Below are 13,389 nucleotides of genomic sequence, written 5' to 3' on the forward strand. Positions count from 1 at the left end.
TCACCTGAAAAAATGATTCCTAATCAATTTTCTATCTTTACTAAATAAACATCTTTTCAGTTTGGAAAAATATGCTATAATTAAGAGTACAGTTAAAAATTATAGGATAAGGGGCTATGAACCAGTATTTTGGTTATATAATACCCCCTGGAAAGAGGTTACCATGAATTCAGAATGGTCATTAGATGTGCTTTATAAAGGATATCAGGATGAGGCTTTTCAAAGCGATTTAGAGAAATTTAAAGATTTAATCCAGACAATCAAAGGATATGTAAAAACACTAAAGGAACATACGGAAGAAATTGCAGTTCCGGAATTAGTCTCTTACCTTGAGGACTATACCGTACTTGCAAGTAAATTAAGCTCATACCTATTTCTTCGTCAATCCACTGATACAACGGATAGTGAAACAACTGCGCTACTCGGCAAGGTTGAAGAACTTGACAGTACCTTATCAAAAGAAATCGCTATGATTAAAAAATATATCGCAAAAGCCGAAAAATTGGATCAGTTAATTGAAACAAATGAAAAATTAAAAGGTTATAACTATTATTTACAGGAAATTAAAAAAGACTCCAAATATGCATTAAGTGATGAGGTGGAGGAGGTAATTGCCAGGCTGAATTTATCAGCCGGTTCTGCCTGGTCGATGATGCAGCAATATCTAACCTCAACCCTTGAGGTAGATTATAACGGCGAAAAAACTACCCTTCCTGCCATACGTAATCTAGCATACAACAGTGATCCCACTGTAAGAAAAAGTGCATATGAAGCAGAATTAGCTTCTTATCATAAGATAAAAGATTCGGTCGCATTTTCCTTAAATAATTTAAAATCCCAGGTGAACACCATCGTTGATTTAAGAGGTTATGAATCTGCTTTATCCATGACTCTGATTCAGTCTAAAATGAAACAGGAAACTCTTACTGCTATGTTTACCGCAATTAAAGAATATTTGCCAAAATTTCATGCTTATCTTAGAAGAAAAGCTGAAATTCTGGGACATCAAAACGGACTTCCCTGGTATGAATTATTCGCTCCCCTTGGCGAATCCAGCCGTACTTTTACTACAGAGGAAGCTAAGAAATATTTAGTTTCTCATTTTCGTGGATTTGCAGATGATTTGGCAGATATGATTGAAGAAGCTTTTGATAAGGAATGGATTGATTTCTATCCACATGCCGGAAAAGTGGGCGGTGCTTACTGCGATAATCTCCCATATGTAAAGCAAAGTCGTATTTTAACTAATTTTGACGGTACTTTAAGTGATGTGGTTACTTTAGCCCACGAACTGGGTCATGCCTATCATGGGCTTAATATACAGGAGCATTTGCCGCTAAATTGGGATTATTCCATGCCGGTTGCGGAAACCGCTTCAACTTTTAATGAAACAGTTATTATGAATGCAGCAATAAAAGAGGCAGAAGGTCAGGAAAAACTAGCACTTGTAGAAAGTCAGCTACAGGATGTTACTCAGATTATCTGTGACATTTATTCCCGCTTTTTATTTGAAAGCGCAGTATTTGAAAAACGCAAAGAAGCCTTTTTATTTTCACCGACATTAGAAGAAATGATGCTAAACGCCCAGAAAGAAGCCTATGGTAATGGACTTGACCACTCACAACTGCATCCGTTTATGTGGATCTGCAAGAGTCACTATTACAGTGATTCCATGAATTTCTATAACTTTCCTTATGCTTTCGGCGGATTATTTGCAAGGGGATTATACGCTCAGTATCAGGAAGAGGGTGCCGCATTTGTGCCAAAATACCGTGCCTTACTGAATGCAACAACAGTAAGTTCCGTCGAAGATGTTGCTCTTATGGCGAATATCGATTTGACTAACCCGGATTTCTGGAGACAAAGCCTTGAGACTGTTTCTGATTCCATCGACTTGTTTATGGAATTAAGTAATTATTAATATTAACTATTTCTGATTTATTTATAATATCGAATGTTTACAATTAAAGGTTGTATTAAATATTGAGACCAAAAATAAGTGTTAAGAAGAGGGTGTCGCAAAATCACTAAAACAGAGTGATGGAGCAATACCCTCTTTCTATTTGTTTCGCCATTCGGCCCCTATTCATTCACTGTTTCAGTATAACTTTCGTACATCACAGTATGAGAGATTGGTTTTCTTTCTACGCTATGACGATCTGGATTTAAAAATCCTTTCTTGGGATACCCCAAGAAAAGCAATGCAGTCGGTTCTATGTATTCCGGAATATAAAATTTTTTTCGGATTATATTTGGGTCAAACAAACCAACCATTACGCTTCCAATGTTCAATTCTCTTGCTGCCAGCATCATGTGGTCACAAATAATACCAATATCTAAATCTCCTGAACATTTCTGGTCAAATGGACGTATTAGTTCATTTCTTGTATCCCGGCATATAATCAGAACGTTTTGTGAGCCAAATGTCTGATACGCTTCCTGCACCTTAGTTAAATTCTCCGGGGTTTGAACAACTATAATTCGTTGCGGCTGCCGGTTGCAGGCCGAAGGCGCAACACGACCAACAGACAGTATTCTATCCAAATCTGTCTTTGAGATTTTTTCGTCTGTAAATCCACGTGTGGTACAACGTGCTTTTGCTAATTCAAAAAAGTCCATTTTATTCCCTCCATACAAATACGAATAAAGATTCATATTCTTATAATAACATTAAAATAATTCTCCGTCAATAGAATGCGAATAAAAGTTCGCATTCTATTGATTTTCCATCTATGAACCTATATAATTATACTGGAGGTGAGACGAGTGAAAGAAATACGAAAACCAGTCCAAAAACGATCCATGGAGAAAAAGAACAAAATTGCAGAAGTTGGATTCGAACTGTTTTGCGAAAAAGGATATCATGGAACAAATACAATTGAAATTGCGAAACAAGCTAATGTATCGATCGGTGCGTTATACAGTTATTTCAAGGATAAACGGGACATCTATATTGCTGCATTTGAGCAGTACATCAATTCATTTTCACATGTTTTGCATGAAAGATTAGAAGATTCTCAGCAGCCGTTTTGTCTTTCCACGTTTATTGATAGATGGGTTACGATCTATATTGAAGTATATGCCTCGTCAAATCAGGCTTTAGCTCAATTAAGAATGGTAATGATGGAAGACGAAAAAATTAATCACTACTTTTGTGATTTTGAAGTTGAATTTGTATTAGAAATTGTTAATATTTTGAACAGGAATAACATCTTTTTTGAAGACCTGTCGGAAAAGGTCTATGCATCCTGCATATTGATAGATGCGTTATGCCGCGAAAAATCCTCTTTTCCACACGACAAGTTAAATTATAAAGTCCTGGAAACTCAAATAAAAAAATCCATATTCTATCTGCTGAGTGCATAGATCCATATAATGATGCAGGCAAGCTGCATCTATTTTGACCTAATCTTTTTGCAACAGTCAATGGGAACTTGAAAACGTACAAGTCTTATACTCACTAGTCCTTAGTCTGTTAAAGGTTGTGATTGAATTGTAGCAAAACTCTAAATATATAAAAATTCATTAATGTATAAAAGAATGAAGTTTCCATTTACCGTTAATAAATCGAACCAAAAAGCAGATCGCCCTAAACAACCAATCAATTGTCATGGCAATCCATACGCCCAACACACCAAGCTTTAAAAAGTCAGCTAAGATATAACTGAAACCGATTCTCCATAACCACATGGAAATAATTGAAATGACCATGGTATATTTTACATCATTTGCAGCCCGGATGGCATTGGGTAAAGAAAAGGCAACCGGCCATATGGTACAACAGCAGATACTATGATAAACAATCAGCTGTAAGGTAAGTGCGTTCGTCTCCGATGATAAATTAAAGATATTAACAATTGGATATCTTAATAAAATAATTCCTATGTTAAGTATCAACATTATGATATATGTAAGTTTCAGCAATTTAATCGTGTATTTCTTCGCTTGTACGTAATCCCCTGCACCTACACACTGTCCTACTACCGTAATCATCGCAAGCCCTATACCGTTACCTGGAATAATTTCAAGTCCGGCAATGGTCTGTGCAACAGCATTTGCAGACATAGCAACCGTACCAAAACTGGCAGTGAGGCCCTGCACTAAAATTTTCCCTATTTGAAATATACCATTCTCAATTCCATTCGGAACACCTATTTGTAAGATACGTTTAATCATTGGTATGTCTAATTCTAACCTCATAACATGATTAATATAGATCGGATTCTTTTTATTGCGAATCAAAAAGAGCATAATTAAAGCAGCAGAAATTCGGGCTAATAAGGCAGGTATAGAAACACCCATAACCCCCATATGAAATCCCATAACCAGAACAGCACTTCCAACTATGTTAATGACATTCATAATCAGTGATGCGTACATGGAAATTTTTGAATTTCCCATAACTCGAAACAAAGCCGCACAGGAATTATAAATTGCTAAAAAAGGGAATGAAAACGATGTTACATAGAAATAAATTCTTGCATTTTTCATTACTGCCGCATCGATATCGCCATAAATAGTCCTTAGTATATAATAATTACCTATTAAAGAGAAAATCATAATAATAAGTGATATCAGAGTAGAAATAAGTAATAATTGTTTCGCTGATTTACAGGCATTATCCGTTTCTTTGTGACCGAGGTATTGAGCGGCTACGACTGCTCCCCCTGTTGCCAGAGATGAAAATATTGTAATGAGTAATACATTCAATGTGTCCACCAAGGATACACCCGAAACTGCTACTTCTCCGGCTCTTGCTACCATTATAATATTTACCATACCTACGGTTACGGCCAAAAGCTGCTCTATAATAAGTGGAATAATGAGTTTATATAGTTGTTTATTAGTGAACATGCTCTTCTCCTCGGTAGTCTGCATGATTTACGAACTGAGCCTAAAATTTACGTTACGTTTTGTATCATATCATAATGGAATATTTTAAACAATGTTTTATATTGTATAATTATTAGATAGATATAACATACCCACAGAATACTATCTTCAGGTGTATAAAATTGGGGATATAGAATCAAACAGGAAGCACAGGACAATATCTTAATATTAAAATAATTAAAATAAAAAATATAAAAGTATTGACATTTACGCAGCGTAATAGTCTATGATAAAACTTGCAAGAATACATCGATGATTCTTAAAGTAAAGCAATCTCTGATTTTATTACAAGAGACGTTATTACAAAAAGAGAGGAGATTTTTATGGAATATACGGTTCAAAAATTAGCGAATATGGCAGGAGTCAGTACAAGAACTCTCAGGTATTACGACGAGATCGGACTTTTAAAACCTGCAAGAATTAATTCCTCCGGGTATCGTATTTACGGGACCTCTGAGGTAAACCGTTTACAACAGATACTATTCTACAGGGAATTGGGAGTTAATCTTAACGATATCAGTGATATTGTAACTGCACCATCCTTTGATGGAGCCAAAGCGTTAAGGGAACACCATGAAAAACTTCTTGAAAAGAGAGAACAACTTAACCAATTAATTGCTAATGTTGAAAAAACAATAGCTGTAACCGAAGGGAGAACAATCATGTCGGATAAAGAAAAATTTGAAGGATTTAAACAGACTCTTATAGATGAAAATGAAAAAAAATACGGTAAAGAAATCCGTGAAAAATACGGTAAAGAAACCGTAGAGAAATCGAATCGAAAAATCAAAAATATGACGGAAGAAGAATATGAAACGGTATCAAAATTAGCGGAAGAAATAAACTTAAAATTAAAAGAAGCATATAAAACCGGGGACCCGGCTGGTGAACTGTCCCAGGAAGTTGCGGATCTTCACCGGAAATGGCTGTGCTTTTATTGGGATAGTTATTCAGGGGAAGCACATGCCGGGATAGCGCAAATGTATGTAGATGATGAACGTTTTACCGCATATTATGATAAAGAACAACCAGGTACCGCCAAGTTCTTAAGAGATGCTATTTTTATTTATACTGGTACCAAGAATTAAATTGACACTTAAATAACCAGGATAAACTTGTGATTACGATTTTTTACTAGTTTATATTGATGTAAGAAAATATGCTTAATCCTAACTCTTGAATAATGGTATGCCAGGAAATCTTTATTATCCTGGCATACCATTAAATATTTATATCTCATCTCCGGCAAAAATATCATTGTCCCGATCTGAATTCCATATATATTCTATCCTTTGCGCTATTTCTTTTGCTTTGCCCAATCCAAATTGGTCTGCTACAAATCCCAAAGCCATATCCATACCGGCGGATACCCCCGATGAAGTGTAATATTTACCATCTGTTACCCATCTCGCTTTTTTTATCCAATATACCTCCATATCAACTGACATCACCCACTGAAAGGCATTTTTATTGGATGTTGCTCTTCGATTCTTTAACAATCCGGTTTTGGCCAATAACGCTGATCCGGTACATACAGTTAGACAGAAAAGGGACTGCTCAGCTATATTCTTTAATTGATAAATGAACTCCTCATTAGACACCAGTTCTCTGGTACCCTGCCCTCCCGGAATTATAAGAATACTCTGTTTTTCCATTGTATTAAGCGGTTCTGTAACAACCTGTGTACCCTGGCTGCTTATAACTATCCCACCCTCCGGTGAATAAAATTTTATCTTGTATTCCTCTGGTAATTTACCCAATACCTCTACCGGACCAAAAACATCTAAAGTTTCAAAATCGTGAAACAGGATAATATTAATATTCATAGCTTCCCATCCTCTCTATTATGGAGTCCTTTAGTCAATTGGTTAAACTATTATTATTTATAAATATACCATAAATTAATTTTCGCATTTGCCTGTTTTAATTCTTGATACGATTAAATTCTGTAACTGACTCATTACTATCTAATGAGATAATACTCTTATTATTATCTTTTAACAAGGTGTAAAATTTTTATCGGATCGGGAATAATAGTGATATTAAGAATGTGTCTATGATTAAAAATAATAAGGAAAGGTATGCCAAAAAGTTACTTAGAACTTTAGTGGCAATATCCTATAGGATATGTTTGGTAAACATATGAACAAAAAATGGATCATATACCGTAAACTATTTTTTTCAACTTTTACGATAAGTGCATTTACCGTTGGAGGCGGTTATGTAATCGTACCTTTAATGAGAAAAAAATTTGTAGAGGACCTGAAGTGGATAGAAGAAAAAGAAATGTTAGATTTAATGGCAATTGCTCAATCCTCTCCCGGACCAATCGCTGTAAATGCCTCCATCCTGATGGGATATCGTATGGCAGGCCTCCCCGGTGTTCTGACAACTGTCTTAGGCACTGTTTTACCTCCGTTTATAATATTGTCCATAATCTCTTCGTTTTATATTGCTTTCCGTGATAATCCTTATATTAACGCCGTATTAAAGGGAATGCAGGCTGGTATTGCTGCAGTTATCATAGATGTAATACTATCTATGGGAAACAGTATCGTGAAAGAAAAAGAGTCAATATCCGTTATTGTAATGTTTGCAGCATTTATTGCTGCTTACTTTTTTCATATTAATGTTATCTACATTATACTTGTCTGCGGGACAATCGGTGCTCTGACTGTTCTATATTGCAGCAAGCTAAATAAGAAATAAAATAAAAATAAACAAATGAACGGAGTGTAACAATTGTTATATATAAAATTATTAATCAGTTTTTTTCAAATCGGTTTATTTAGTATTGGCGGAGGTTATGCTTCATTACCTTTGATACAGAACCAGGTTGTAGAGATTAACAAATGGCTGACTATGACAGAGTACTCGGATTTAATAACTATTTCAGGTATGACTCCGGGGCCGATAGCAATTAATGCCTCCACGTTTGTGGGAATGCAGGCAGGCGGATTATTCGGTGCTTTTATGGCTACCCTTGGCTGTATACTTCCATCCACTATAATTGTCGTATTTCTTGCAATTTTATACAGAAAATATAAAAAACTTAATATGGTCCAGGGAATATTAAAAGGATTACATCCCGCTGTTACCGCACTGATTGCATCCGCGGGGTTATCCATTTTAACCCTGACCTTCTGGGGTGATAAAGGAATAACCCTAAATCCTGCTGATGTAAATGCAGTATCGGTTATTCTGTTTGGTATCAGCTTATTTATTTTAAGAAAATATAAAGTAAACCCCATCTTTGTAATGCTTGGATCCGGTATCATAAGACTGACCATTTATCTGCTGCCTATAAATGGTTGAATTTTCAATTAATATTTGAATCTTTATCCTCAGCATTCTCCGGATTTTTATTATAGTAATGTTGATTCCCACAGTTATTTCCAATACCTTGCTTAATGGGTGCTATAAAAAACCCTATGATGATACCTCCAAATAAGCATATGATCATTACTAAAATATTTTTGTTTTTATCCATTAATATACCTCCATCCAATGATCAATTTTTCATTTATGATGTTCTGACTTACTTATTTCGGATCTTTGACTTTTTAGAATCTAATATCTTAATTTCATTATACCAAAAAATACCAATAACACAAATAATTATTGGTATTTTTTACTCTCTCTATTTATTAAGCTGTCTGTTCAAACTGGGAATTATAAAGACTTGCATAAAATCCATCTTTTAGAAGAAGTTCTTCATGATTCCCCTGTTCTACAATATCTCCGTCTTTCATAACAAGTATTAAATCCGCATCTCGAATCGTTGAAAGTCTGTGTGCAATAACAAAACTTGTTCTGCCTTTCATTAAGTTATCCATTGCTTTCTGGATTCTTATTTCTGTTCGGGTATCTACGGAACTGGTTGCTTCATCTAAGATCAGAATCTTAGGATCCGCCAAAATAGCTCTTGCTATGGTTAATAACTGTTTTTGGCCTTGCGAAACATTACTTGCTTCTTCATTTAAAACCATATTGTAACCATCCGGAAGAGTGGATATAAAATGATGTGCATGAGCTGCTTTCGCTGCCGCTATAACTTCTTCATCCGTAGCACCGCTTTTGCCGTACCGGATATTTTCCATAATTGTACCGTTAAATAACCAGGTTTCCTGTAAAACCATACCAAACAGCTGTCTTAATTCACCCCGGTTAAAATCTTTGATGTTAAAACCATCGATTAAGATTTCACCTTCATTCACGTCATAAAAACGCATTAATAGCTTAACCATTGTCGTTTTACCAGCACCGGTTGGTCCAACGATAGCTATTTTCTGACCCGGTTTAATTTGTGCAGAGAAATCTTTAATAATAATCTTATCAGGATTATAACCAAACTTAACATGGTTAAATTCAACATTACTGCTTATATTCTCCGTCTGTACCGGATTAACTGCTATCTGTTCTTCCTCTTCTTCTAAAAATTCAAATACGCGTTCCGCTGCCGCTGCGGTTTGCTGTATTTGTGCCGAAACTTGCGCAATTTGTGCAATCGGCTGGTTAAAACTTCTTACATATTGTATAAACGATTGAATATCACCGACTTTAATCCGGTCTTTCACTACCAGATATCCACCTAAGATAGCTACAGCTACATAACCGATATTACCTACAAAAGCCATAATTGGATGCATCATTCCGGAGAGAAATTGAGACTTCCAGGCTGAATGATAAAGTGTATTATTTGCCTTATCAAAATCTTCAATTACTTTATCTTCGCCATTAAATGCTTTCACTATATTATGACCGCCATAAACTTCTTCCACCTGACCGTTTACATGACCTAAATATTCCTGCTGCTGTTTAAAGTAAATCTGCGATTTTTTAATAATATATCCAATAAGTCCTGCTGATAAAGGTAACGTAAGAACAGCAACCAATGTCATGGTAAAACTAATGGTCAGCATCATGTATAAAATACCGATAATCATAGTAACCGATGTAATGATTTGCGTAATACTCTGATTTAAACTCTGACTTAATGTATCCACATCATTGGTAACTCTGGATAGCACTTCACCATGCGTTTTTGTTTCAAAATAATTCATCGGCATCCGGTTGATTTTCTCAGAAATCTCTTTTCTGAACTGATAAGTAACTTTCTGTGAAATGTCAGTCATGATAAAGCCCTGTATAAATGAAAACAACATACTGATTACATACAAACTTAATAGTATTAAAAGAGTTCTTCCGATACTGCTAAAATCAATACCACCGGTTCTATTAATTTTATTCATCAGTCCTTCAAACAAATCCGTAGTTACATTACCAAGTATTTTAGGGCCTACAATACCAAATACTGTACTGCCGATAGCAAATATAACTACAAACAAAAACCCTATTTTATATCGGCTCATAAATATTGCCAATTTTTTAATGGACTCCTTAAAATTCTTTGCTTTCTCACCTGCAGCACCCAATTGGCCGCCTCCCATAGGTCCGCGTCCCATGGAACTTTTTCTGGCAGGATGTTTATTATTGCTTTCATTACTCATATGTTAATTCCTCCTTTGACAGCTGTGATGAAGCAATCTGTTTATAAACTTCACAATCTTTCAGTAATTCTTTATGAGTTCCTTTACCAACTATTTTTCCATCGTCTAATACCAGAATCTGATCTGCATGTATAATTGTACTGATTCTTTGAGCAACAATAATTACAGTACTGTTACCGATTTCAGTTTTTAGTGCTTTCCTAAGTGTAACATCTGTTTTATAATCCAACGCTGAAAAGCTGTCATCAAATATATAGATTTCAGGATCTTTGGCAATCGCTCTTGCAATGGATAATCTCTGCTTCTGACCTCCGGATACATTCCCTCCGCCCTGTGAAATTGCTGCTTCAAATTTATCCGGTTTTTCTTCAATAAAGTCAAGAGCCTGAGCAATTCTGGCCGAACGATTAATTTCATCCTCTGTGGCATCTTGTTTGCCATATCTTAAATTGGAATCAATGGTTCCTGAAAAAAGAACACCTTTTTGCGGTACATAACCTAATTTATTTCTCAATTGATGCTGATTTACTTCTCTGATATCTACTCCGTTAACTTTGATGCTTCCTTGGGTCACATCAAAAAATCTTGGAATCAGTTGTACCAGTGTTGACTTACCACTGCCGGTACTGCCTATAATAGCCGTGGTCTCACCTGGTTTTGCAGTAAAAGTGATGTCAGATAATACATCATCATCTGCCTTGGGATAACGAAATGAAACATGGTCAAATTCTACATAACCTATTTTATCCGATCTAAACTGCTCCGCTTTTGCCGGATCATGTATCGTTAAATCCGTATCAATTACTTCCATAATACGGGATGCTGATACGGAAGCTCTCGGAAGCATAATGGAAATCATGGACAGCATTAAGAAAGACATAATGATCTGCATGGTATATTGAATAAATGCCATCAGATCACCAACCTGCATCGTTCCCTGATCGATTCCTTTGCCGCCGCTCCAGATAATTAACACGGTAATACCATTCATAATAAACATCATAAGCGGCATCATAAAAGTCATAACACGGTTTACAAATAAACTGGTTTGTGTTAAATCCTGATTGGCAATATCAAATCTTTTTTCTTCCTGTTTTTCTTTATTAAAAGCACGAATTACTGACAATCCTGTTAAAATTTCACGGGTTACCAAATTCAGCCTGTCAATTAATTTCTGCATTAATTTAAACTTAGGCATAGCAACCGCAAACAATGTGCCAACCAGACATAATATTAAAAAAACCGCTAATGCAATAATCCAGGTCATAGAAACATTGGTATTTAAAACTTTTACAATACCACCGATTGCTAATATAGGTGAATATATTACGATTCGGATCAGAAACACTAAAGTCATTTGAACTTGCTGTATATCATTTGTGCTTCTGGTTATAAGGGATGCAGTTGAAAATTTGTCAAACTCAGAATTGGAGAAACTGACAACTTTCTTAAATACTCTTCCTCTTAAATCCCTGCCTAAACCTGCTGCAATACGGGACGCCAAAAAGCCTACCAGGATAGTCGAAATCATAGCTAATAATGCCAGTCCAAGCATCTTAGCACCGGCCAGGAAAATATAATTTGTCTGTAATTCACCGGTATCAATTCCTATCGCTTTGTATTCTGCCTTTACAGCAGAGATCGCACCCTGTTTTAATATTGATTCCGGCATGGCAGATATTTTTTCTTCGATGGATGAAAGAATCTGTTTGGATTGTTCCTCCGGAATTTTTGTTAGTATTTCCATTAAGCTTAAATCAGCCATTTCAGCCGGAAGTTTAGCAGTTATCTGCTGTTTTAAAGGTTTCACCTGATCGGAATCACTGTTTAAGGTGGTAACCAGTAGAAATGCTCTTGACATAATGCTATTTAATTGATTCTCTGTCTCAGTATCTGTAATACTATCTTTATTTAATTTATATAAGACTTCATTTGCTAACTCAGGATATTTCTTCAGATAATTCTGATACTCCTTATCAGCTAGGGTATCCTTCGATATTAATTCATAGGAAACCTCTACCGTTTTCCTGCTAGCTGCATCCATAGTGAATAAAAGGTTATTCATCTCATTCTCACGGATAACTGTAGGAACTGCGTTTTTTATACCTCCCTGTTGTATACCGATATCAACAATATCGGAGGTATAAGCAGGCAGCGATAAGTCACAAAATGCCTGTAATGCTAATAATGCAATAACTATAATAAGTGGACCAACAGATGACTTCAGTAATTTTACAATTTTAAGCATGCTAACTCCTTTCAAATCTATTTCATTCTTATGTTCTTATTCTTTATCAAAATCGTCTTTCATTTTTTTCATGTCTTTCATTTCCTCATACACTGCATCATAGAATTTGTTAAGGAGGTTGATAAAGTCTTTTGCATCTTCTTCTCCCATTCTCTTAATAGTACGGTCAGCAAAAGCATGCATTATGTGAAAAGATTCTTTTATAATCTTTTCACCGGCTGCAGATAGTTGTATATAGACTACTCTCCTGTCTTTTTTATCCGAGATTCTCTCAATATAACCTTTATCTTCCAGAGCCTTTAACATTTTGGATGTAGCCGGTTTGGTGGAATGAATCATATCACTTAATTCACTTACCTTAACGCCCGGAACATCCTTTTGATTTAATTTATTTTCCTCCATACAGCCATGTATTGCTCCTAACATCATAAACTCACCCTGATGAACCATATCCTTAGGATGGTGTTTATGTGTCAGTTTACGCAGTTTATTCATAACTGATAAGAATTCATGAGTAATATTTTTTTCCATTATAACCTCCTTATGTTTTATCATTTGGTACTTTAGTATATCTTATGTGCAATGAGTATGAATTTTATTATTGCCGACTCCCTTCTAAAACAGTAAATTGATTAACCTGATTAATAGTTGAGTAGGTTAACAATTATTATAATTATTTTTCTAAGTATGTCAATATACGAAAAAAAACTTAAGTTAATTGTAAGAATTGATTTATAA

At 35.3% G+C, this 13,389-nt stretch carries 12 protein-coding genes; 5 read left to right on the forward strand and 7 right to left on the reverse strand.

Annotated elements, in window-relative coordinates:
- The first annotated feature begins 163 nt into the window (after positions 1 to 163).
- Positions 164 to 1,921, forward strand: a complete 1,758-nt coding sequence (locus RBU59_RS07685) for a M3 family oligoendopeptidase (protein ID WP_308147293.1) — start codon at positions 164 to 166, stop codon at positions 1,919 to 1,921.
- Positions 1,922 to 2,082: 161 nt separating this feature from the next.
- Here RBU59_RS07685 and RBU59_RS07690 read toward each other — a convergent pair whose 3' ends face one another.
- A complete protein-coding gene (locus RBU59_RS07690) occupies positions 2,083 to 2,619 on the reverse strand; it encodes a nitroreductase family protein (protein ID WP_308147294.1) in 537 nt (178 codons plus the stop codon).
- A 147-nt stretch (positions 2,620 to 2,766) separates the two neighbouring features.
- Between RBU59_RS07690 and RBU59_RS07695 the strand changes: the two genes are divergently transcribed.
- Positions 2,767 to 3,366 carry a TetR/AcrR family transcriptional regulator gene (locus RBU59_RS07695; protein WP_308147295.1) on the forward strand — a complete coding sequence of 200 codons (600 nt, stop codon included), beginning with the start codon at positions 2,767 to 2,769 and terminating at the stop codon, positions 3,364 to 3,366.
- A gap of 159 nt (positions 3,367 to 3,525) precedes the next feature.
- Here RBU59_RS07695 and RBU59_RS07700 read toward each other — a convergent pair whose 3' ends face one another.
- On the reverse strand, positions 3,526 to 4,854 hold the full coding sequence (locus RBU59_RS07700; RefSeq protein WP_308147296.1) for an MATE family efflux transporter: 1,329 nt from the start codon (positions 4,852 to 4,854) through the stop codon (positions 3,526 to 3,528).
- 362 nt (positions 4,855 to 5,216) lie between these two features.
- Here RBU59_RS07700 and RBU59_RS07705 point away from each other — a divergent pair, with 362 nt between their 5' ends.
- A complete protein-coding gene (locus RBU59_RS07705; protein ID WP_308147297.1) occupies positions 5,217 to 5,981 on the forward strand; it encodes a MerR family transcriptional regulator in 765 nt (254 codons plus the stop codon).
- Between the two features lie 141 nt (positions 5,982 to 6,122).
- Here RBU59_RS07705 and RBU59_RS07710 read toward each other — a convergent pair whose 3' ends face one another.
- Positions 6,123 to 6,719: a DJ-1/PfpI family protein gene (locus RBU59_RS07710; protein WP_308147298.1), complete on the reverse strand. Its 597-nt coding sequence runs from the start codon at positions 6,717 to 6,719 to the stop codon at positions 6,123 to 6,125.
- A 316-nt stretch (positions 6,720 to 7,035) separates the two neighbouring features.
- On the opposite strand from RBU59_RS07710, the gene RBU59_RS07715 reads away from it, so the two are divergent.
- Both RBU59_RS07715 and RBU59_RS07720 read left to right on the forward strand, forming a co-directional pair.
- The gene (locus RBU59_RS07715) at positions 7,036 to 7,602 is read left to right on the forward strand and encodes a chromate transporter (protein WP_308147299.1); all 567 of its coding nucleotides are present in this window, start codon (positions 7,036 to 7,038) and stop codon (positions 7,600 to 7,602) included.
- A 33-nt stretch (positions 7,603 to 7,635) separates the two neighbouring features.
- Positions 7,636 to 8,208 carry a chromate transporter gene (locus RBU59_RS07720; RefSeq protein ID WP_308147300.1) on the forward strand — a complete coding sequence of 191 codons (573 nt, stop codon included), beginning with the start codon at positions 7,636 to 7,638 and terminating at the stop codon, positions 8,206 to 8,208.
- A 4-nt stretch (positions 8,209 to 8,212) separates the two neighbouring features.
- Here RBU59_RS07720 and RBU59_RS07725 read toward each other — a convergent pair whose 3' ends face one another.
- From RBU59_RS07725 to RBU59_RS07740, 4 genes are all read right to left on the reverse strand, one after another.
- Entirely contained in the window at positions 8,213 to 8,383 is a 171-nt protein-coding gene (locus tag RBU59_RS07725; protein ID WP_308147301.1) for a hypothetical protein, read from the reverse strand.
- 157 nt (positions 8,384 to 8,540) lie between these two features.
- Complete coding sequence (locus tag RBU59_RS07730) at positions 8,541 to 10,358, reverse strand: ABC transporter ATP-binding protein (protein ID WP_308148558.1); 1,818 nt, start codon at positions 10,356 to 10,358, stop codon at positions 8,541 to 8,543.
- A gap of 37 nt (positions 10,359 to 10,395) precedes the next feature.
- The gene (locus RBU59_RS07735; RefSeq protein ID WP_308147302.1) at positions 10,396 to 12,651 is read right to left on the reverse strand and encodes an ABC transporter ATP-binding protein; all 2,256 of its coding nucleotides are present in this window, start codon (positions 12,649 to 12,651) and stop codon (positions 10,396 to 10,398) included.
- Positions 12,652 to 12,687: 36 nt separating this feature from the next.
- Positions 12,688 to 13,182, reverse strand: coding sequence for a MarR family winged helix-turn-helix transcriptional regulator (locus RBU59_RS07740; protein ID WP_308147303.1), 495 nt, complete (start codon positions 13,180 to 13,182; stop codon positions 12,688 to 12,690).
- Positions 13,183 to 13,389 lie beyond the last annotated feature (207 nt).

It is taken from the genome of Anaerocolumna sp. MB42-C2 (assembly GCF_030913705.1).
Taxonomy (GTDB): domain Bacteria; phylum Bacillota; class Clostridia; order Lachnospirales; family Lachnospiraceae; genus Anaerocolumna.

Excerpts from the sequence above, each read along its gene's own strand:
- RBU59_RS07685 (WP_308147293.1), top strand. The coding sequence starts at position 164 with ATGAATTCAGAATGGTCATTAGATGTGCTTTATAAAGGATATCAGGAT.
- RBU59_RS07690 (WP_308147294.1), bottom strand. The coding sequence starts at position 2,619 with ATGGACTTTTTTGAATTAGCAAAAGCACGTTGTACCACACGTGGATTT.
- RBU59_RS07700 (WP_308147296.1), bottom strand. The coding sequence starts at position 4,854 with ATGTTCACTAATAAACAACTATATAAACTCATTATTCCACTTATTATA.
- RBU59_RS07705 (WP_308147297.1), top strand. The coding sequence starts at position 5,217 with ATGGAATATACGGTTCAAAAATTAGCGAATATGGCAGGAGTCAGTACA.
- RBU59_RS07710 (WP_308147298.1), bottom strand. The coding sequence starts at position 6,719 with ATGAATATTAATATTATCCTGTTTCACGATTTTGAAACTTTAGATGTT.
- RBU59_RS07715 (WP_308147299.1), top strand. The coding sequence starts at position 7,036 with ATGAACAAAAAATGGATCATATACCGTAAACTATTTTTTTCAACTTTT.
- RBU59_RS07725 (WP_308147301.1), bottom strand. The coding sequence starts at position 8,383 with ATGGATAAAAACAAAAATATTTTAGTAATGATCATATGCTTATTTGGA.
- RBU59_RS07730 (WP_308148558.1), bottom strand. The coding sequence starts at position 10,358 with ATGGGACGCGGACCTATGGGAGGCGGCCAATTGGGTGCTGCAGGTGAG.
- RBU59_RS07735 (WP_308147302.1), bottom strand. The coding sequence starts at position 12,651 with ATGCTTAAAATTGTAAAATTACTGAAGTCATCTGTTGGTCCACTTATT.
- RBU59_RS07740 (WP_308147303.1), bottom strand. The coding sequence starts at position 13,182 with ATGGAAAAAAATATTACTCATGAATTCTTATCAGTTATGAATAAACTG.